Source organism: Paenibacillus sp. GM1FR, from assembly GCF_002803315.1.
In the GTDB taxonomy this organism is placed as follows: domain Bacteria; phylum Bacillota; class Bacilli; order Paenibacillales; family Paenibacillaceae; genus Paenibacillus; species Paenibacillus amylolyticus.
The window spans coordinates 1-21,464 of record NZ_MKZL01000001.1 but is presented as its reverse complement, the minus strand read 5'-3'; the positions used below and the strand labels follow the sequence as shown (position 1 = coordinate 21,464).

Annotated in this window: 18 protein-coding genes; 4 read left to right on the top strand and 14 right to left on the bottom strand. The window is 44.4% G+C overall.

Translation table 11 applies throughout. The features are described 5' to 3' along the window. The 4 genes from PAEAM_RS00090 to PAEAM_RS00075 form a co-directional block, all read right to left on the bottom strand. Entirely contained in the window at positions 1–567 is a 567-nt protein-coding gene (locus PAEAM_RS00090) for a nitrous oxide reductase accessory protein NosL (protein WP_100526185.1), read from the bottom strand. Continuing rightward, on the bottom strand, positions 564–1,952 hold the full coding sequence (locus PAEAM_RS00085; RefSeq protein ID WP_243391217.1) for a right-handed parallel beta-helix repeat-containing protein: 1,389 nt from the start codon (positions 1,950–1,952) through the stop codon (positions 564–566). The genes PAEAM_RS00090 and PAEAM_RS00085 overlap by 4 nt, the downstream gene beginning before the upstream one ends. Before the next feature lie 317 nt (positions 1,953–2,269). Beyond that, on the bottom strand, positions 2,270–2,944 hold the full coding sequence (gene bshB2 / locus PAEAM_RS00080) for a bacillithiol biosynthesis deacetylase BshB2 (RefSeq protein WP_036670850.1): 675 nt from the start codon (positions 2,942–2,944) through the stop codon (positions 2,270–2,272). Positions 2,945–2,967: 23 nt separating this feature from the next. Further along, the gene (locus tag PAEAM_RS00075; RefSeq protein WP_017688572.1) at positions 2,968–3,312 is read right to left on the bottom strand and encodes a YojF family protein; all 345 of its coding nucleotides are present in this window, start codon (positions 3,310–3,312) and stop codon (positions 2,968–2,970) included. Between the two features lie 266 nt (positions 3,313–3,578). Here PAEAM_RS00075 and PAEAM_RS00070 point away from each other — a divergent pair, with 266 nt between their 5' ends. Then, positions 3,579–4,364, top strand: a complete 786-nt coding sequence (locus PAEAM_RS00070) for a DUF817 domain-containing protein (RefSeq protein WP_100526184.1) — start codon at positions 3,579–3,581, stop codon at positions 4,362–4,364. Positions 4,365–4,457: 93 nt separating this feature from the next. Here PAEAM_RS00070 and PAEAM_RS00065 read toward each other — a convergent pair whose 3' ends face one another. From PAEAM_RS00065 to PAEAM_RS00050, 4 genes are all read right to left on the bottom strand, one after another. After that, the gene (locus tag PAEAM_RS00065; RefSeq protein ID WP_133120397.1) at positions 4,458–5,066 is read right to left on the bottom strand and encodes a hypothetical protein; all 609 of its coding nucleotides are present in this window, start codon (positions 5,064–5,066) and stop codon (positions 4,458–4,460) included. A gap of 230 nt (positions 5,067–5,296) precedes the next feature. Further along, complete coding sequence (murB, locus tag PAEAM_RS00060; RefSeq protein WP_370511408.1) at positions 5,297–6,205, bottom strand: UDP-N-acetylmuramate dehydrogenase; 909 nt, start codon at positions 6,203–6,205, stop codon at positions 5,297–5,299. A 190-nt stretch (positions 6,206–6,395) separates the two neighbouring features. Continuing rightward, positions 6,396–7,376, bottom strand: coding sequence for an SDR family NAD(P)-dependent oxidoreductase (locus PAEAM_RS00055; protein ID WP_036670846.1), 981 nt, complete (start codon positions 7,374–7,376; stop codon positions 6,396–6,398). Between the two features lie 168 nt (positions 7,377–7,544). After that, positions 7,545–8,198: a hypothetical protein gene (locus PAEAM_RS00050; RefSeq protein WP_084650171.1), complete on the bottom strand. Its 654-nt coding sequence runs from the start codon at positions 8,196–8,198 to the stop codon at positions 7,545–7,547. Positions 8,199–8,359: 161 nt separating this feature from the next. Here PAEAM_RS00050 and PAEAM_RS00045 point away from each other — a divergent pair, with 161 nt between their 5' ends. Next, positions 8,360–8,956 (top strand): class I SAM-dependent methyltransferase, encoded by a 597-nt coding sequence (locus tag PAEAM_RS00045; protein ID WP_243391216.1) that lies wholly within the window; start codon positions 8,360–8,362, stop codon positions 8,954–8,956. Between the two features lie 160 nt (positions 8,957–9,116). On the opposite strand, the gene PAEAM_RS00040 is transcribed toward PAEAM_RS00045, so the two are convergent. The 5 genes from PAEAM_RS00040 to PAEAM_RS00020 form a co-directional block, all read right to left on the bottom strand. Next, positions 9,117–10,496: an outer membrane protein assembly factor BamB family protein gene (locus PAEAM_RS00040; RefSeq protein WP_243391215.1), complete on the bottom strand. Its 1,380-nt coding sequence runs from the start codon at positions 10,494–10,496 to the stop codon at positions 9,117–9,119. Between the two features lie 219 nt (positions 10,497–10,715). Then, the gene (locus PAEAM_RS00035) at positions 10,716–12,767 is read right to left on the bottom strand and encodes a serine hydrolase domain-containing protein (protein WP_100526181.1); all 2,052 of its coding nucleotides are present in this window, start codon (positions 12,765–12,767) and stop codon (positions 10,716–10,718) included. A gap of 110 nt (positions 12,768–12,877) precedes the next feature. Beyond that, entirely contained in the window at positions 12,878–14,176 is a 1,299-nt protein-coding gene (locus tag PAEAM_RS00030; protein ID WP_100526180.1) for a GHKL domain-containing protein, read from the bottom strand. 1 nt (position 14,177) lies between these two features. Continuing rightward, on the bottom strand, positions 14,178–14,918 hold the full coding sequence (locus PAEAM_RS00025; RefSeq protein ID WP_091030735.1) for a LytR/AlgR family response regulator transcription factor: 741 nt from the start codon (positions 14,916–14,918) through the stop codon (positions 14,178–14,180). Between the two features lie 197 nt (positions 14,919–15,115). Continuing rightward, positions 15,116–15,880, bottom strand: coding sequence for a YheC/YheD family protein (locus PAEAM_RS00020; RefSeq protein ID WP_076249384.1), 765 nt, complete (start codon positions 15,878–15,880; stop codon positions 15,116–15,118). Between the two features lie 202 nt (positions 15,881–16,082). Here PAEAM_RS00020 and PAEAM_RS00015 point away from each other — a divergent pair, with 202 nt between their 5' ends. Both PAEAM_RS00015 and PAEAM_RS00010 read left to right on the top strand, forming a co-directional pair. Continuing rightward, positions 16,083–16,892 carry a DUF6492 family protein gene (locus PAEAM_RS00015; protein WP_047842887.1) on the top strand — a complete coding sequence of 270 codons (810 nt, stop codon included), beginning with the start codon at positions 16,083–16,085 and terminating at the stop codon, positions 16,890–16,892. Positions 16,893–16,909: 17 nt separating this feature from the next. Then, positions 16,910–18,283 (top strand): sugar phosphate nucleotidyltransferase, encoded by a 1,374-nt coding sequence (locus PAEAM_RS00010; RefSeq protein ID WP_100526179.1) that lies wholly within the window; start codon positions 16,910–16,912, stop codon positions 18,281–18,283. A gap of 106 nt (positions 18,284–18,389) precedes the next feature. Here PAEAM_RS00010 and PAEAM_RS00005 read toward each other — a convergent pair whose 3' ends face one another. Continuing rightward, on the bottom strand, positions 18,390–21,209 hold the full coding sequence (locus PAEAM_RS00005; protein WP_100526178.1) for a glycoside hydrolase family 2 TIM barrel-domain containing protein: 2,820 nt from the start codon (positions 21,207–21,209) through the stop codon (positions 18,390–18,392). Positions 21,210–21,464: the final 255 nt, after the last annotated feature.

Here is a 21,464-nt window from a genome sequence, read left to right as displayed (position 1 = left end):
TTAGTGGCCTGACTCTTCTTTCATCTCACCTTCCTGATGCATCTCATTACCGTCTCCTTCTTCACCATGCCCATGTTCACCCATCATGTCCATATTCTCTGTGTTCTGTTTCCAGTCATGAGAGGCAAGATCCTCAGCGGTCATAATGGTTCCAACACCTTGCTCTGCAATGAAAGCTTCAGCCGAGGGCTTGTCCTTAAAATTAAGAATTCCATAGGCCATAGGCGTACGCAATGAAGCGTCGTATACATACGTGGCTTTGCTGTATTCAATCCATTCCTTGTCATTATAGTCACGTACATAGTCCATGCCGATGTTATCTGTGCCATTTTCTGTTTTCCACTGGTTCATGCAGCCGATATCATCGAACTTGTAATTTTGGCCGTCTTTCGTAGTGAGCTGTGTTGCATATGCATCGTCCTTCACCTGCATTTTACAGATCGCACAGATATCCACGTCTTCATTGATCGGCAATGCCGCGTATTTTGTTCCGCAAGCGGTTAACAGCACCATGCCAAACATAAGTACCATGAGGAATGTCCATCTTCTGTTCAAGCTTTTGTTCATTTTCGTAATACCCCCATATAGATGATTATAAAAGTTGCCATACCCAACAGAATTAACCCGAACAACCACACCACATTGGAATCTGTAGCACTTTCTACTGACATGTGCAGATCAGATTCCGTATCCATGCTCATTCGTGGCGATTTGTCGGTAGTCCATTGTTCTCTGCCTTCTGTAAACAACTCACTCAGAAAGACCATACCCGGTGATTGGAAAAAGAGCTGATAGGCTGAATTTCGACTGACCAGTTGCTCATAAAAAGGATTGATGGCATAGGGTATTTCACTGATCCCATCCCGATTCAGATCGAGCCCCTGGAAGGAGTCCCAGTAGTTCTCCATCAGGACATTATTCGGGCTATCCAGCGCCGAAGCTTCAATGACATTAGACACCAATTGGTTACGTGTAAACTCATTAGCTTCTGCCAGAACAAGCTGTATGCCAACAAAATTCCGAAGCACCGCATTGTCATGGATCTCATTGCCCGATGACTCTGCAATATTCATGCCGACACGATTACCCTCCACCACATTGTTGTGAATTGAGGATTGATGCACGTCATACAACAAAATCCCTTGAGAATGAACATTAGTACTCTGTTTGCGAAAAGAATTGCCCGATATGACCGTATTCTTGACGCCCATAATCATGGCACCTGTCATGTTCTCCTCTCCGGTATTGTCCATGACAGAAGAGCCGTCAATATACATGCAATGGATGCCATACCTCGTATGTAACAGCCTGTTATTTTGCACGATAGACTTGCGACTGTTCTCCAGATAGATTCCATCCCTCATGCCGGTGATCTCATTGGCTTCAATGAAGCTATCATGGGAGTTGTACAGATCAATGCCATTGCCCTTCTGGCCACTGGAAGCAGAATCAGACCCGGCCCACGTAATGTTGTTCCGCTGAATCGTTGCCTGACTCGAATTCCGGATGATCATCCCATACCCCTGGGTCTGAATATGCAAATCCGTGATTTCACTGTTTTTCCCTTCAACCTGAATCGCTGCAGTCTGTTCATTCGTATCATGTTCAATTGTAAAACCGCTCAATTTCACCCCATCCGAGCGAATCATTATCGTAGAGGTGGCTTCCGCATTAACAACTATGACCGTAGGATCACCCTGAATGGTGATGTTTTTGTCAATCGTCACGGGTCCAGAATAACGACCTGATGCAAGTTCAATGACTTCTCCAGGTGCAGAACGGTCAATCATAGGCTGAAGGGGAATGAGCTCACGATGTCCGGAAGAGGCCATGACTGCACCGTGCGGAAGGGATAGCAGGAGCATCATCATTCCGATTAGAAAAATTAAACCCGTAACCCGACTCTTCTTACAACTGTTGAATGTACCCAAGCCTGCCCAAAGACTACTCATGATTCAAACCGCGCAATTCCGGCTTCTTGTTACAGTTGCTTATTGCTGTGGCAATGTATTCAACGGCTCTTACGTTAATCCAAAATATACGTTGGTTGTACACACCATCCCTCCACTCCACTTAAAATCAACTCTCCATGTTCCTCATCCATTGAAGCAACGTAATAAATGAAGCGTTATCACAATCCTGATCATAGTGTACTTAAAATGATATTTATTCCATATAGCTCAATTAGGCTATAGACGCTCCATTTTTGTGTCGATATTGTGATGTGAATCAAAAAAAGCCGCCATATAGGCGACTTCTAAGTAATATATTATTCAAATGGATAGGTCCAAAATGTTTCTCTGCCAAAACGTTTCTTGATTTCTTCATTATTCAGCTCACGATTTCCTACAAGCTCTGCTGCCTGGAATTGTGAACGGTGGGCACGAATGGACGCCATTTTTCGATCCAAAAATTCGGATACGTCAACAAATACATCCGGTTTGCCAATGTACTGTTCCTGATTATTAGCGAACGCAACGCAGTGAACAATCGGACGTTCATCCACAGGAAGTTTAGTGATTGTACGTATAACAGCGGCTCCCGTTGCATCATGATCGGGATGAACACTGTACCCCGGATAGAACGTTATGACCAGCGTGGGGTTCAACTCTTTAAGTAGCGACATGATGGTATCTTCCAGTAACTGTGGGTCTTCGAACTCCAGCATTTTATCGTGGAAACCCAGCATTCTCAGGTCCTGAATACCAATCGCTTCAGAAGCTTCGATGAGTTCCTGTTTACGGATGCCAGGCAACGTCACTCGGTTGGCAAATGGAGGAATCCCCATATTGCGCCCCATCTCGCCAAGTGTTAGACAAGCATAGGTTACATGGGCACCGCCATCTATGTATTTGGCTAACGTTCCCGATACAGAGAAAGCTTCATCATCTGGATGTGGATATACCACCAAGATGCGCTCATGCTCGTTGTGTGTAGTATTCATGGTTATTCAATCCTCCGCTTTCATCAGAACATTTCTCGGCTTAATTGTAACGCCACAACTAGTTTACCCTGGCTGTCGTGACCGGCGAGAATCAGTCTTTCTTGTTCCTGCTCATCAATATGTGTAAGTCCTTCAGCGTAAAGCCATCCCTGCGTTGTTTTCAGACCAACACGGTATGGACCTGTACCTGAAATGGACCCCTGCGTATATCGTATGGCCGCATTAGTAATGAATGCCGATGCTGGATGTTTTGTACTGTCCATGTGTTGTGCGTAAGCACCTGACGTAAGTTCTAGATGTACGTATAAGTCCTGATCAGCAAGATTATTGATCCGGAGCTGAATATCTTGAGGTTTAATTGGTTGCATAGCGGCCTCCTTGTCTAATGTAATTGTACGAACTTCATTTTAACATAACCAGAAGAGAATATACATGGAGTGACCCTGTCGCCTATTATAGAGCGTTCTCATGATGATTCAAGTTTGAAAACAAGAACAGATTTGCGTGGTTTTTTCTCTTTTTATTCATGGATCATATCTATATTATGAAGTGTAGGCAAAAACGCCCGTGATGAAGAACCTTAAATTTTAAATGAATCTTGCTCCAACATGTTTGGAAAGGAGTTTAACTCGACTTGAAATCTCTAATACAACTACTTCATTTTGGCTATCATCAGGCCATGAGCTGCATATTTCCCGTAGCGATCTTTGGAACACTGGCCCTGTCCAGCGTAATTCCTATTCCTTTCCTTCATCGATATGATGCCATTCTGCTCGTATTGCTTGCTGTGCAGTACCTGATGTATCGAAGCGGCTTGGAAACCAAGGATGAAATCAAGGTCATCTGTGTATTTCACATTATTGGCCTGGTGCTAGAAATCTATAAAGTATGGATGGGATCATGGTCATACCCTGAGCAAGCATACAGCAAAATCCTGGGTGTCCCTCTTTATAGTGGATTCATGTATGCAAGTGTAGCCAGTTTTATGTGTCAGGTGTGGCGAAGACTGCGGATGGACATGACCGGATGGCCTGGTTTTGCACCTTCGATGCTGCTCGGAGCAGCCATCTATATTAACTTTTTCACTCATCATTTTATGCCCGATTTTCGCTGGTGGCTGACGGCGCTTGTATTTATTGTCTTCTGGAAAACCTGGATTATTTACCGGGTACGAGCAACGACCTATCGAATGCCCTTATCGCTTGCTTTTATCATTGTCGGATTCTTCATTTGGACTGCTGAGAACGTCGCTACATTTTTCAATGCCTGGAAATATCCTGATCAGCATGATGCCTGGCAACTGGTTAGCTTTAGCAAAATTAGTTCGTGGTTCCTGCTGGTCATCATCAGTGTCATCATCGTTGCGCAGCTCAAATATGTGAAGGCCAATCGAACCGCAGATGATTCAAAGTCCAGGTAACTATTTATTCTCTAACCGTAAAACAGCAACAATCTTAGACTCGTACCTAAAGTCTTCGAATGCCGCTGTTTTTTACTGGAGTTCTATTTGAGATTATTCAATAAATAATGAGCCAAAGCCATCTGCCTCTTCAATGTCTTTGTTGATTAAGAGGCTCTCCTTTTCATCGTATGCTTTGATCGTATAAGGAGGATTCGCTGATGAAGGCAGGAATGCGTACCAGATTTGTTGGTTCTCACCTGCATCAACCAGCTTCACATCGAAAGTGGCGGGCTTTCCATTTTGCTTGATTTCAACAGTTACACGTTTGATAGTGGAGTCTATAATGTCACCAAATAACATCGGAAACGGGGCCGATATTTTTTCCAATTTCGGTATGCTCATATAATTCAACGCAAACTTGGATTCAACTGATTCATTAATGGAATATCCTCCACCCCATACCCATTTCCATCCGAAAATGTTCTTGCGGGTATACTCCATCTGAAGATTACTGTTGTTTTCCCGACCCTTTTTGTGCGTAAACAAAATCATGCCCCCGTCCACAGCCTCCTGATGAATGAATTGGGAGGTATAAGATTCACCTCTAAATTCTTGAACGGCCCCTTGAGGACTGTTCGCTATAGGAATATGTATAGGTTCATTCAATCCCCAAACTTTGGATATCCGTTGATCGGCTAGCCCGCCAGCTCGTTCATTCATATACATATATGCCAAGATTGACAGGGGCGATAGTAAAATTACCATTGCAGTGATTAGCAGAATTCTCCTGTTACGCTTGATTATCTCCATGTACACTCCTTATGATAACGATGAAATATTAAATATAATCACTCTTATATTACCATAATTAGCATATGAGTTCTTGTTAAGTATAATTCGGACAATCAAAAAAGGCCGCCATTGGCGACCTTTCAAGTCATTCATCGAACCTATTCTCCCAGAAAGATTACTTCGGTTTCCAATTCAACTTGGAACGTATCATATACTTTCTTCTGAATAAATTGGATCAGATCCATATAATCCTGGGCAGTAGCGTGATCCACATTTACGATAAAACCTGCATGCTTCATGGAGATTTCAGCACCTCCGATGCGAGTGCCCTGCAAGTTACAATCCTGGATCAGTTTACCGGCAAAATGTCCCTCGGGTCGTTTAAATACACTTCCACAAGAGGGGAATTCAAGCGGCTGCTTGGATTCTCTCAGGAACGTTAATTCCTTCATTTTGCTTGCAATATCTTCCTTGTTTCCTTTTTTGAGCCCGAATTCGGCCTCCAGTATGATATAGTGATCCATCTTGAAGAGACTATTTCGATAACCAAACTTCATCTCTTCTCGCGGGATTTCCAACACTGCGCCGTCTTTGGTGATCACAGTCGCACGTTCAACAACATCGGCGATCTGACCGCCATAAGCACCCGCATTCATGTAAAGTGCGCCCCCCGTGCTGCCGGGAATACCACAAGCAAACTCCAAACCGGTCAAGCTATGCTCCAAAGCAAGTCTGGATACATCAATGATATCTACGCCGCTTTGCGCAATCATGCTGTCCTCATTCACTTTAATTTGATCGAAGTGGCTAAGAGAAATCGTTACTCCCCGGATGCCCCCGTCTTTAATAATGACGTTTGAGCCTTTTCCAATGACCGTCAGAGGTAACTGATGTAAGTTGGCAATTTCCACGATTTTAGTGATTTCGTCTATCGTTGTTGGATGGATGAGAATATCTGCGTTGCCACCTATTTTAATAAACGTGTGATTTTTTAGTGGTTCATTGAATTTCACTTTTTCCAAAGGTATCTGATGCTCAAAAATATTCATGATTTTCTCTCCCTGAATTCATAAAGAAATGATTGCACCATCGCGAAAATGAGATGCTCCTTCTTTATTATATGCTAAATAGGAGATTTTGTTTGAAATTATGTTGTTTTCATTATAATTAATCACATTCTCTTTAGATTTTGAACTTTTCGTGAGTTCCTGCATGGAAGCGAGCTGTTGCTCTGTTGCCACAACTACATGATTATGATTATGAGAGTTCTATGTCTGTTTGAGTCAGCTTGGCTGATAGCTCCCATAAACGAATAGCTTGCTCAGGGTCGATGGCATACTTCTTGACCCCATAGAAACCTCCATCCTCTGGAGCCATTTCACTGATGTCACAATCCTCACAGTAGACACCGCCTTTTCCCTCAAGTTGAGGAGAAGTTGCTGCCCAGACTTGCGTCGCTGCCCCCTGCTCAGGTGTTTTGAACGCAGGGTTGGCCACTTGTCCAGATTCATCAATCCAGCCCAGAGCAATCATTTCCTCTTTTGGCATATGACGCTGTAGTGGTGTCATAATTCCGCCTGGATGAACTGAGAAAGCCCGTACGCCGTGCTCTGCACCTCGACGATCCAGCTCAACGCTGAATAAAATTGTTGCTGTTTTGGACTGTCCATATGCAGGGAATTTCTCATAGCCATGTTCAAATTGGATGTCATCCCAACGAATCGGTGAGAAATGATGTCCCGCTGATGCCAAGGAAACAACACGTGCTCCCCCCTGACTTGCGAGTGCAGGCCATAACAGATTAGTCAGGGCAAAGTGGCCCAGATGATTGGTTGCAAATTGAGCTTCCCAGCCAGGACCAACCCGCGTCTCCGGGCAAGCCATGATGCCCGCATTAAGAATCAGCATGTCAATGTTCCGATCACTCGCCAGAAACCGCTCGGCAAAAGCACGAACGCTGGATAAATCAGCAAGGTCCAATTCATCTATTTCAACACCTTCCAGACCCGAAAGTGCTTCCTTCGCAACCGCTGGACGACGCGCAGTCACCACTACACGGGCTCCCGCTTTCACAAGCGCACGTGTCGTCTCCAACCCCAGGCCGGAATATCCACCCGTTACAATAGCAAGCTGTCCTGACAAGTCCAGTTCCCTCAATACATCCTCCGCTGTACTATTATGGTTGAAGCCAGAGTCCATTTTATGTTGTAAAGTTCTAGTATTATTTTCCTGTGTCATTCTGTTCATCTCCTTAGTAATATTTCTACTTCTTCAAAGTCTACACCCTAGAGCGTACTCTAAGTCAAATGGAAGTGAATACATCACCTGCAACTTCTCCGTACAATCTGTAAACGTAAAAAAGCCGCCAGTTGGCGACTTTCGTTGAAATGATTATAGTCATCCACGTTACGAATCACCCTGAACGGTGGATAACGAAACAAGGACCGGACTGGCGAAATCAGAGGCCTCTTCTCCTTTTGGATTATGAAGACGGAATAGAAATGCTTCCTCTTCTTCTGATTTCCAGACCATATAATCGCTAATGCCTTCTTCACCAGAGGCCTGAAGATAAAGCTTGGCATGACCAAGCGGGTGTTCTACCAGTTCTCCACTATAATCAGATACCTTACCGGCTTTTACTAATTCTTCTTTACCTGCTGTCTCCAGTTCTGCCAGATTATAATCCGAAGGCAGTGGTTCAATATCCACATAATAGTCAGCGTTACTAGTCAGTGACAGACGGCCTTGAGCAGCATCAAATGTGAATTTCTCGAATACGTACAAGGAAAATCCTTCTCCTTGTTGCAAGGTCGCCTCTAGTGATTGATTGCCATCTGCGGTCAACATTTCAAAACTTGCGGTCAGTGGACGCTCCGTTTCATTTGCTTCTTCTGTTTCAGATGGTTGTTCATTTTCTGTTGAAGGTGCTGGAGCAGGTTCACCTACTGGCATTGATGGTTGAGGGCTAGGCAAAGGTTCATTACTACCAGAGCAAGCTGCAAGTGTTAGAACTATAACGATTAAGGAGATACTCATCATAATAAAACGTGGTTGAAACATCAGGTTCATTCCCCCTGTCTATATTCTGTGCTTACATGTTATTACCCATGGCTGAGACTCGAAATCCATAGGTCCAACCTATGAGTTTATCCATAATCAGTATTTCCCTTGATCCCTTCCAGTTTGTAAAATATGGAGAAAACCTAAGGAGTGATGAGCACATGGAATTCTCAGTAAAGCAGCTGTTTGATAAGGTAGCCCAAGATTATGATGTGCAGCGAAAGCAGCTTATCCCTTGTTTTGATGATTTTTATGGAATGGCTCTGGATCTAATGGAAAGCCCGCTCGATTCTCCACGTATTCTTGATCTGGGTGCAGGAACGGGACTGCTCTCCGGATTGGTCCTGCAAAAGTATCCCAACGCGCGATTAACCCTGATCGATATTAGTGATCAAATGCTCGAAGGAGCACGTCGAAGATTTGCTGATGCTACACAAGTGCAGTATGTGGTCGGGGATTACTCCAAGTACGATTTCACCAGTTCCTACGATATGATTATCTCCTCCCTGTCTATTCACCATCTGACCCACGCTGACAAGAAAAAGGTGTTTGACTCTGTACACAAGTTGTTAGAACCAGGTGGATGCTTCATCAACGCAGATCAAGTTCAGGGAAGAACCCCCGATACGGACTCCTATTACCACCAGTGCTGGTTAGAAGCGATTCATCAAAGTGGTTTGTCTGAGGAAGCCATCTCGGCTTCCATAGAAAGACGCAAGGTGGATATCAATGCCACGCTGGAGGATCAATTGATGTAGTTCGAGGAAGCGGGGGTTCGTGTGGCAGATTGCATGTAAAATACTTGGACTTTGCAGTGTTTTATGCGCAAAAATAAAAAAAGACCGGATTATGGGCAGCTATGCCATGATCCGGTCTTCTCACATGATTTTTGTTCAGCGGCATATGCAGGTAAATCACTTATTTCAGCGACGCTGGTAGCTTAACGCCGAGAAGTTTGCCTTCGGCTTGGATGATGATCATTCCGTTTGTCTTCAACGTCGTGTTGTGCAGATCTCCACCGGTGGAGATGCGGAAGACCGACTGACCCGACATCATGTTGAGGACAAGCAGGGTGCCGTTACGTTGCGCTCGATACATTCCTTTACCGTAAACATCGATCTGAGAAACGGGAGCATCACCATGCCACTGAACCTCCTGACCATTAGCCAGCTTGATGCCTGTAAGTTCTCCCGTGTTTCCGTTTTTGAAGATCAACCTTTCCTGTGTAACGCCAAGCCATACCATATTTTCGCCGTAAGGACGGTGAAAAGTTCGAAGTGGCGCGGGACCCGGCTTGGTTGAGGTCAACGAATACTCCGCTATCTTATCCCCTTGTAGAATGTATAGTTTGTCTTTATTGGAAAATATCCCTCCATACCCATTCACATACGGTGGATCCCCCGGCATGGTCCACTTATACTCCTGACTTCCTTTCAACACACCGGTCTTCAAGTTGTACGCATTCACTTTCCATTTGCGTTCTGGTGAAGACTCGTCATTTTCCAACATCGAAGAATAGTAGTCCGCTGAGTATACAAGACCGTCTTTGATCTGAATAGCTTCCCCCTGACCAAAATGACCCCATATCTTCTTGCCCGTTTTCTTGTCATATGCATTAAGCTGTAAGGATGTAAGTGCCCCTTGGACAAAAAAGGTTCTCAGCACCACACCATTAGATTCTCTCAGATACTCAGTACCATTACCTTCACCTAATGGTTCATCTGCTTCCCAGCGCAGTTTGCCTGACTGGATATCCAGTGCGAACGTTGTACTCCCCTTAACCACGTAGAGGGTATCCACCGTTGGAATCATAGCTTCCGTACGGTTATACGTATCAATCCAGGTGGATGTGCCTGACTGCCATTTTGCTTTGCCTGTCTTCGCATTCAAGGCATATGGCTTGTGATCAATGGTCAGTCCGTAGAGAATCCCGCTTTGATAGGTAATATAAGGAGTCAGGTCTTTGCCGTAAGTCCACAGCCGTTTACCTGTTGTCGCATCAAGTGCAATCAACTTCGATCCAGCAAACGTGAATACTTTGCCTTCTTCTGCGATGGCATTAACTCCAACATACGTCTCGTTCATATTCAGATAATTATCTACTTTTGCTGTCCAAGAAGGTTTCAGTTCAGGTACAGTGATTCGTTGATACGAATACCAGTTACGGATGGATACATCCGATGCTTCAGCATGTGCCTGCGATGGCAACACGCCGATAACGCCGTGAACCATCAGCATTCCGGCAGTAATGCCTGCAATGATGGGTCTTCCTGCTCTTCTTTTCCATTCCTTATTCATTTGACGTTTATGTATATTGACCATGGTAAATGAATTCCTCCTGTTATTAAAATCCTGAGATATAACTACATAAACATAACGTGTGATAGGTCCAAATAGTTACCGGATTGTTAAATTATTCAAAGAAAATATCAAAAAAGCCGCCACCAGGCGACTTCTTGATAACTGTATTTTTTCGGTGATAAGTTGCGAACGTGACTCATTAATGAAGTTTCTGCTTTACTTTAGTTGGATCTGGAAGACATCCCCCGCATCACCACCAAAAACGATAAAACCACTTTTCGGGAGTTTCGTCGATTCCTGATTGGTTGCTACAGAGAAGTCAACCATTTCCCCTTTATCATTATACACTGCATAACCTCCGGTCTTCGGAGAATCCACCGTGATGGATTTGTTACCCGAGCGTGCGTCGATCGCATACCACCGGGCTTGACCGTTTGCCGGAATAGTCGTAATTCCTTTTTTTCCACCAAAGATTGGAGTAATCGCCTCCTCGGCAATGTATTCCTGCCCATCCTGGAGCAAAATCTCGGCGCCATTCTTTGTGTAAAATTGCAGATCAAACGCGTCTCTTCCGTTCATTACAGGAATCTCGGCGATATTCTCTGCATGATTGGCATCCATGATTTGCGTGCCATTGGCGTAACCATGTTCGGCGTTGACAGACAGATTCTTGATCAGCATCGATGGAAGCAGATAAAAGATCGACGTTATTTTTTCATCCAACGCGTAATATTTCGAGCCGTCACGAGTTGTCCATTTCTCTTTCGTTGCTGCGTCCAGTGCGTTATGATCCAGTTTTTGATAATCATACGTGTTCATTACCGTTTGGCCTATGCCGGGTAACGTAATCATACCCTGAACTTTAACATATACCTTGTCATTACGTTCCTTCACAAAACTAGCTTTCACAGTGCCATCCGCACTTGTAAAATGTTCGTCGCCTGTGTACACATATTTCTGCTCTGGAATAATTCCACCCAACAAGGCTGGCAATTGCATCTCACCATCCTTAATCGTTATATCCAATGTCTCTCCTACCGTACCATAGAGACCGGAGTACGCGCTTAATTCTGTTGGCATCTTCACTTTGTCGGGTGACGAGAAGGTCTGATCGGGTTTAACCTTGTCGATGATGCCTTGATCCGCCAGAACTTCCAGCAGCACTTTGCTGGCAAACATCTGATTGTAGATGGAAGATCCGCCAGATGATAGAACCGCCATTGAAATATCATGTTCAGGTATAGTGATTAACACGGCATGGTACAACATGGTATCCCCGCCTTTGGCAAGCGCGGTAACCCCATAATCGCTGAAAGGTGCAAGGTCAACCGAATCCCATCCCAAGCCATAATTGATCGTATTTTGCTCATCAGATACCCATATGCCCTTACGATATTCATGAGATTGCATGGCCTTCACAGCAGATTCGGACAGAATATCCGGTCTGTTCCCCATTAAAACCTCTCCGAATTGACTCAATTCTTCTGCGGTAGAATACACTCCGCCTGTGCCGATAATGTTTGCATTTTCGGTAGGCATCTTCATCTCAAGTGTAGGCCAATAGGTTTCGGATAATTGCGCTCTGTCAAAGGAATCTAGTGGTGTCTTTGTTGATTCCAACTTCAACGGCTCGCTGATGAACTTGGCGATATATTCGCTGTAGCTTAATCCACTCACCCGTTCAACCAGGATTTCAAGCAATTGAAAACCGTCATTGGCGTAGACGGAGTATGCGCCAGGTTTGGATTTCAGTTTTTCGGACTGAAGTTTGAGCAATAACTCATCATGATTGCGGGTGTCATTATCTTCAAACAACATGCTGTTTCCATAATGTGTACCGTAAAGACCGGATGAATGATTCATCAACATGCGCGGTGTGATTTGAGTATAGCGCGCATCTGCCATTTTAAAGTCTTTGATATACGAAGTAAGCGGCTCATCCAGATCTATTTTACCGGAATCGACCAGCTTCATGGCGGCTGCCGTAACAACCATTTTGCTAACCGAGCCTATGCCATACATGCTATCCTTGTCTATTGGCTTCTGTGATGCCTTATCGTGCAGTCCGACACTATCTGATAAAATATATTCCCCTTCATCCATGATCGCATATTGCACACTGGTGACACCGTAGTTTTGCACCATCTCCTTGGCGATCTGCTCCGCCCGTGCCTCAATCGTACCGCTGTTATTCGCCTCTGCTCTGACATCTGCCAGCGGTGTAATTACAAGCACCGCTGTACATAAAAGACTAATTAGTTTCTTCATCATATGTCCTCCCTCAAATGTTCTTATGAATGAATTCATCATATCCGGGAAGAGACTGATCAAACGCAAACGGACCCTGAATGGAAAAAAACAACCCCTGAACGGCAGGTTCAGGGATTGTCGGTGTGGAACGGAAGCACGACCATGTTGTTAAATTTCCGATGCTGATGCTCAATACTCATATGTCCACCATATTTCTCGCACATTCGCGATATATTGGTTAGACCGATCCCATGGTACTCCGGATTGGGCTTGTCACTTTTCAAGTCAACGACCGGTTGCTCCACATGATTCATAATCTGGATGACCAGTGTAGATGATGTGGAGTGAATGGCAATCAGGATATATCGATCCTCGGCCTGTCTAACTTTCTTGGAGGCCTCAATTGCGTTATCAAGCATGTTACCAAGCACCACACACAGATCATATCGATCGATCTGGATATGCTGCGAGTGGAGCTGGATTTTGGTGTCGATTTTGATCCCGTTTGCCTGCCCCATAGCCAAGGTATTTGTAACGAGTGCATCAATGACAAGATTGCCAGAGTTCACCCGCTGATACGCACCTTCAATGGTATTTAATGTTGACTTGATATGGTCACCTGCCGCTGCCAGTTCGTTACGTTGGATACATTCATCAATATACAGAAACTGCTGATTGATATCATGGATGATGGATTTAATGTTTTTGAAACTGTGAACGGTCTTCTCATAGTTGGCATCCTGGTAGTCCATCTGACGCTGTAACTGGGTATTTTCATGCGCAAGCTGTACCTTTTCCACCATGTTATCGAATACATATACAATGAACACGTTGAGAAATAGCGAGCCTAGTACAGAAAAGACGTAGAATATGTTTTTTTCACTATATATGGAGGCCACATTGATCTGATAGATCGTAATAATGGGTACGATAAGAAACAGCAAATAATAACGATAATGCACGGCAAAACTTCTGCGTTTAGCCACTAAACGTACAATTTGAATAACAATAAACATGATACTGCAACCAACCAGCATTACCTTGGAAAGAATCCAGTGGTTTTCTCCGTTGAACTGTTCCCATGAGATGAATTCTGTGGATTCCAAGACTCCGAGAATATATACAGCTATCGTATTTGCCATTGTAATCAGAACCGCATACAGGATGGTAAAAACAAGCTTGATTTTAAACTCCACTTCATAGGACTGTGCCAGACTGAAGATTAACAGCAGAGCAACAGCAGTAGAAATGATATCAGAGAAGGAAGAGACCAAATAAAAATAACCCAACATGAGAAATACCATGAAATAGATCGCTCTGCGCGGCTTTCGTCTGGACTTGCCCAACACAGAATCAAAATAAAAATTCGCCTGAAATGCCATAAGTAAGGTCACAAAAATGATGGAAAAGATCATATAGGTACCCATATCATTGAATCCTCATGATCATATATTTGGTGTAAGCATCCTTGATTTCTTTGACCTTGGATCGACCTATGGGCAGTTCCGTTCCATTCAACATAACGACCTGGGTACCGGAAAACTTCTGAACATGCATCAGGTTGATGATAATCGAGCGATGAATCTGCAAGAAACCATGGTCTTTCAAACCGGTAGCATAACTGGATAAAATGCCTTTGGTCTCATGTACATTTTCCTGTGTCACAAAATTCAACTTGTTCTTGATCGTTAAACTTTTGACGACCTCAATCCAGAGAATATCATCATATTTCAGCAGCAATTCATCATAGTCTGATTTGATTAGTACATACTTTTTGTCCAATGCCTGAAAATACTGACACAGCTTAATCATCTTTTCCTCGAAAACTTGCGGCTGGATTGGCTTGATCAGATATTGAAAGGTGATGACATCAAAGCTCTCCACCATATATTCCGGGTAACTGGTCAGAAACATAATCTGTACATCCAGAAACTTCATGTTCCTGATCTCTTTAGCGGTCTGAATCCCGTTCATTCCGCCCATCTCCACATCCAAGATGAGAATATTGAATGTATCCCCAACCTCTCTGTAGTGTGAGAGCAGTTGTTCACCAGATGTGAATAGGCTAATTTGAAAATCAAAATTGGTTTTTAGAGATAAGGAGACCAGCATGGATTTCACACGTTCTCGTTGCTGCTCCTCATCATCACAGATTGCAATATTGAACATGGGGGAACATCCGCCTTTCATCGACATCGACTCTGAATTTCACTCTCGAATATACTATTTTAGCATAGGTTTCGGAGTCGAATGGGGATGAAATGCATTATTCCGACCCTAAAACGCAGATCAACAAAAAAAGTCGCCACATTGGCGACTCTTGAGCTTGTAACCTTCTCCAGCATTCCTATGAAAAGTCCAGTCTGTTATTTTGTTTTTTTGGGGAAAGCATGGCGGTAATACCGTATTACCTTGCGATACATCGTCTTGTCCTTTAATTGATTGAATATATATGGGTCAGGTTTGACATTCACTTCAATAATCCAGGGTTTCAGACTGTGGTCAAGGCCGATATCCACACCAATTTGCTTAAGATGCGGGTACTTTTTTTTCATATGACGAGCTATGCGCAGGCTAAGCTCATTCATCTCTTGAATCAGTTCATTTCTGCGTTTGGTGGATGCATGTGATTTTAGCAGCTTGTGAATATCCATCGGTGTACCACCACTATGATAATTGGTTACGATTTTCTTTGGATGACCCAGTCGACCGATGATTCCGGTAGCTTCCCAATGTTTGGTCGGGCTTAGCTGTATCATGACACGGATGTCAAAACGTCTGTTATTGTGCTTAAGCAGATGGATTCCTCTCTGAATCAGATAACTTCTTTTATTCACCAGACGAGTCAGACTGTTATAAAACGATTCAAAGCTGTCAAACGTCAGACGTTTTTGCTCGATCTGATAGACAAAATGTTGCTGACTTTCCATCTCCGCCTTAATAACACCCATCCCGAAAGTACCTCTCTCGGGTTTGACATAGACCATTCCATATTTGCTGATCATGGATTTCAGATTCGTTTTGTTATATTTCTGTGTGTCGGGGATAAACGGTTTAATTAATTCATTATTAATGATCAATTTTGTTTTTAACCACTTGCTTCTTAACGGCTGCAACTTATCAACTCCCATGTCGTAAACTCTCCCTTCAGCAACCGCATCAAAGCCTGCTGTTTGATCAAGATCCTGCAAGCATTATATGTAATACCGATAAAGGAACCCTCAACAAAAGCCCCTATTCGTAAAAATGTATATTTGCACATGCCCTGACCAAAACACTTTTGCACACATACCATATAATGAGTCATCACGATTTGTGCAAGGAGATGAGTAGATGTCCGTCCAGCCTGGAATCCGGTTGAACAATGCGCCTAAGATTGATGTTCTTATACCAGCGATCGAGAAAGATTTGGCTACCCTTCCCCTCGTCATCGATAACATTCGCCGTTATGTAAAACATCCCATTGGAAGCATATATATTGTTTCTCCGGTCAGCACCAAGATCAGAAAACTTTGTTCCCTTAAAAACTGCATTTTTGTTAATGAGCGATCCGTCCTGCCTATAACCAAAAACGACATACACTACCAGTCCTCCCGATGGAATCGGTCAGGCTGGTTATATCAGCAGCTGCTCAAAATGAACGGAGATTCCATTGTGAAGGCAAAGTACTTTCTAGTCATGGATGCAGATACCGTACTGATTAAACCTCATTCATTTCTTGTAGAAGGCAAAACAGTCTTTTACTGCCGTGACTGGAGCCAGCCGGAATATTTCAATACCTACCGCAAGTTGTTAGGCATGAAAGCTCCGCGTCCCCGCTCTTTTGTCACCCATTATATGCTGTTCGACAAATCGAAACTCGCTGCCTTAAAACAGAAAATTGAAGCGGTTCATAAGCTGCCATGGTACAAAGCGATCATATCTAATATCAATAAGAAGAAACAGTTTGGTTTCTCCGAGTATGAAACGTATGCCAATTTTATGTATACGAAAAACCCAGGCAGCATGGTCCTTAGAAGTTCCAAGAATAAAAGTCTGAATGTGAACGCTTCTTCGTTAAAAGAGCAACAAATCCGCAATCTGGCTCTTAAATATCGTTCTCTTTCCTTTCATAAACGGAAAATCTATAGTAAAGCTCCCTGAGCTTAAGGAGGAAGCCCATGCATATCGTACTGCTGTGCGGCGGCTCTGGCAAAAGGCTCTGGCCGTTATCCAATGAGCTTCGCTCCAAGCTGTTCATAGATATACTTCCATCACCCGCTGGAGGTAGGGAATCCATGATCAGCAGAGTATGCCGCCAGCTTGACAGTTCATCCCTAACGGATTCAACGCTCATTATTTCACATCAGGATCAGGCTAATATTACGGCACGACATACTCAAGGCAAAATACCAGTCATTGGGGAACCTTATAAACGAGGCACTTTTACTGCGGCGGCCTTAGCGACGTTATATCTGCAATCCTTCCGAATGGCCAAAGATGACGATGTGATCTGTATCGCGCCAGCTGATGTGTTCGCAGGTGAAGATTTTTTCAGCAACTTCCAATTACTGCCGGACATATTGAAACATTCTCAAGCCGAAATCGCTTTAATTGGGACAAGGCCTACACATGCTTCAGAACAGTATGGATACATCCTGCCGGGTGGGGAAGAACGTAATGCTTATGCGCCCATAACACAATTTATAGAAAAACCTGAAGCCTCCATTGCTGAAACGCTGCTACAACGTGGGGCACTATGGAACTGCGGTGTGTACGCGTTCACCGTCGCGTTTATGATATCCCATATTAAAAAAATGGGGCTTCCGGTTCATTATGATCAATTATCGTCCTTGTATGAAGCGTTGCCTGAACGCAGTTTTGACAAGCATGTTGCAGAAAAGGTACAGCGGGCCGTAGTCCTGCCTTATAAGGGAGTATGGCAGGATATCGGAAGCTGGGATACGCTGTGCGCACAGTTAGATACCCATGTAATCGGACACGGTGGAATCTCGGGTTCTTCCTCCGATTCCTATATTATTAACGAGCTTCCCTACCCCATCCAAGTCATTGGCGTGCCAGGTATTATCGCTGCCGCAAGTCCGGATGGCATTCTCATTGCCAACAAAAATAATTCAAATGAAATTAAAGCTCAATTGGGTAACTTGCCATTAAAACCGATGTATGGTGAAGCAACCTGGGGCAGTTATCGTGTCATTGAGAGTTCGTTAGACGATGAGAATACAACTGTAACCACATTAAACATAACGGTTCTACCGGGCAAACATATCGGGTTGAACTGGCATAGAACTGGGTGTAGAGCATGGACCGTGCTTGCAGGCAGTGGGCAAGTGCTTGTCAACGGAAAGGTCATGCAAGTGAGTATGGGCAATCAGTTCGTGATTACCAAGGAAAGTCTCTTTTCTATTCTGTCTGAAACCAGGATGGTGATCCTTGAGGTCCGGATCGGAGTAACAGAGGATAAAGACAACATACTTTTTGAAGAAGAAGATTGGAATGTAATCCTAAAAAGTGCAGGTTCATCTAACGTTTAATGGGAGAATGAACCGATTCAATCTGCATGTCTTATAGCCCCTTCCATTCGCGGAAGGGGCTCATTGGCATAATTAAGGGAAACCTGACACTTCTTCTCCCTACATCTTAGTTAAACAACTTGCGAAGTTCCTCTACTTCCAGACGTGCAACTGGCTGGTAAGCGGAACTTTGTACATAACGCTGGAAGCTGTATAACAACTGTCTGCCCTCCAATGTAGTCATCAGACGCTCCAGATTCAGTGCTCCCATCAGCACTCTCCCCTTCCGGACCCGACACTCCATCAACAGGCCGAGCTTGTGGTTTCGCTCAAGATTATCAATGGTCTGCACGATCGGATTCAAGTCTTTATCCAACTCATCCAAGATGATCGATGACGACTCGGACACGATGCTCCACCACGGATAAGTTGAGTGCTCCTCTGTGACAAAATGTTCGAAGGCCGGATGATCCTGTTGAATTAACAAGCCCATTGTGCCCACAGGAACTTCTCTTTTCATATTCTCCGAGATGGATCGGAACATAGGGTAAGACCAGAAATCGGTGCTATAGAAACCTTGGATCGCGTGTTGAAGCTGATTGGGATTCGGGAAAAGTAAAATATCCTCGCCCTGCTCAAGCAGCGCCAACGCCTGTTCCGAGAGTTCGGTAAATAGATTCAAACCGCTCAGGTCCACTTCCTCCTGACTCGGGTAGATCCACAGGTCGTAAGACTTACGGATATCCGTGCCCGGAATGGACAGTCTAAGCTCCACTTTGGTCATATTGGAGACTTCAGGAATGCGAATGCTGAGATCCGCGACATTCACATAATGTTCTCCATGGGTCGCTGGCAGGTCTGCTTTCCCTTCCAATAGGACGCTTCCTTCGATCTGCTCGCTTTGAATTTCCCACTTCAGATGACGTCCGTCCAATGCCTGTCTGCGGAAGTAACTTAGTTCAATGCGTGCTTCGAACAATTCACCCGCTTGATAATTATATTTGGGGAATCTCGCCAACAACACAGCGTCGGAACAAAACGTTCTCCACTCCTCCGGTGTAATCATGCCTTTGGAATCCATGAATGCGTCCAGTACACCCACCAGCGCTGTTCCCTGACCACTGAAATCCTGGAGATCCAGCAGCTGGAACCCGGCTAGTTGCTGCGAACGAAAAGCAGCTTCCAGTTCTTCCTTGTAACATGCGACCGCGAGTTTACCAGAAGCTCTGAAGTATGCTTCCGCCAGATGTCCCAGTCCTTTAGCATTCAGACGCTCTCGAAACACTTCGAAATTTTTGGCTTTGAGAGAACCCGTATACTTGTTGATCTCTTCGAAATTAGGAAACGTGGCGTACTGTCCAATTTCATGCGAGATGATTGGTACGTGTGAGACAAGTTGGTCACTTCCAGCTTCGGCCTGCACTGTTTTGGAACCTGTCCCATACTGAATCTGAATCTCTTTGTCCCCAGTCTGACCAGAAGGGTCAGCATCGCTGCCTTGCTCAGGTACAATGTTTGAATCGTAATCTTTCAATGTATTTGGCAGGTCGGTCTGCACGTGACCGAGCGGAGCATCACACATCGCATATGAACCTCTGAACAGGCGCTCTTTGGAGAAACGAACCCCGCAGAAGAATTCACTTTCCTCCAGAATGTCCGGCACAAACTGAAAGTTATTCGAACCTTCGGTGTATAGATGACGATGATCATATGCTTTGTATGCCTTCAGGATCGAATTCAATCTGTCCTTGCTTCCCCATAGTTCATTCCCCATGGACATCATGACAAACGAAGGATGATTACCAAAAGCACGCAGCATCGCAAATCCTTCGCTAATCAAGTAATCCTGCTCGGCTTGATTATGCCCATCCGAAGATTCATCCGTAATCGTTCCCCAGAACGGAAGCTCAGGCTCCATGTAGATGCCGAGCAGATCCGCTGCAATAAAAGCAGCCTCCGGAGGACAACAGGTATGGAAACGGTAGTGATTGATACCGTAGGACTTGGAGATAGCGAGAATACGAACCCATTCATCCACATCTGTTGGAGCGTATCCCGTGAGCGGAAAGATCAGCCCGTCATGTTTGCCTCGAAGAAACGTTTTGCGACCATTAATGGTGAATTTGTCTCCGGCAGCCCGGAATTCCCGTAATCCCGTCCATACTTCGGTGGAATCCAGCACTTCCCCGTCCTGATCTTGCAGATGAATATGAAGTTGGTACAGGTTAGGTTCATCATCACTCCATAACATCGCATCTTCACCAATCTTATACGTCAGCTGGATTTCCTGCGAATCCGGGGCGAAAATCTGTTCCTCGGTCGTATGAACTGGATCTGCACTGACAGTAACAGCTGATACCACGATTCGTACTCCTTGCAGGTCACCAACAAGTGCTGCCTTGATCTCGAAAGATCGAGTCGCAAGATCGGGATAGACCTGAACATTATCCAGGAAAACACGCTCGAAAAATTGAAGTTCCAATTTCCCGGTGATGCCGTTCCAATTCGTCTGTGTGTCTTCGGATGTAAGGTGACCCCCTTTGGTTGGATAATTGGTATTGTCCACACGAATGGTAATTGTATGAGTCCCAGCGGTTAGCCCTGCCTCAATCTCGTAACGGTGAGGTGTGTTCAGACTGTTTTGTGTTCCCCATTCCACCCCATCAATCCAGACTGTGGTAACTCTTGTTCGTTCCAGATGTAAGAAACAACGTTTGCCAGCCAAGTGTTCGGGAATTTCAATCTCTCGTGAAAACCAGGCACAACCCTCAAATAAGTACTCATCCGTCAGCGCACCGATTAACACATTCTCGTTTTTCTTGCCCTTGGCCGCATGAGATGTAGTATTTGGCAATGTAATAACGTCTGAGAAATTCAGACCACGTTCCACCTTATGTTCATCAAGTTGGAGTTTCCATATGCCTTCCAGATTTATTGCTTCTATCATGATAGTGTCCCCTTTTAGATTCATATAATCGATACAAGTAATCGCTTCCAAGTAACAGAAACCGTTTTCGGATAAAATCATACCTGTATTATAAACTTGATTGACGCCCCTCGCATAGATCATTTACAAATAAAAAAGTCGCCAATGCTGGCGACATCTTATGGATACATATCCTGTATCCTGAACAATTTTAAAATATGGTGGGAACCATGCCCCCGTCCATCCGGATGGGAGAGCCTCTGAAGGCTGAAGCAT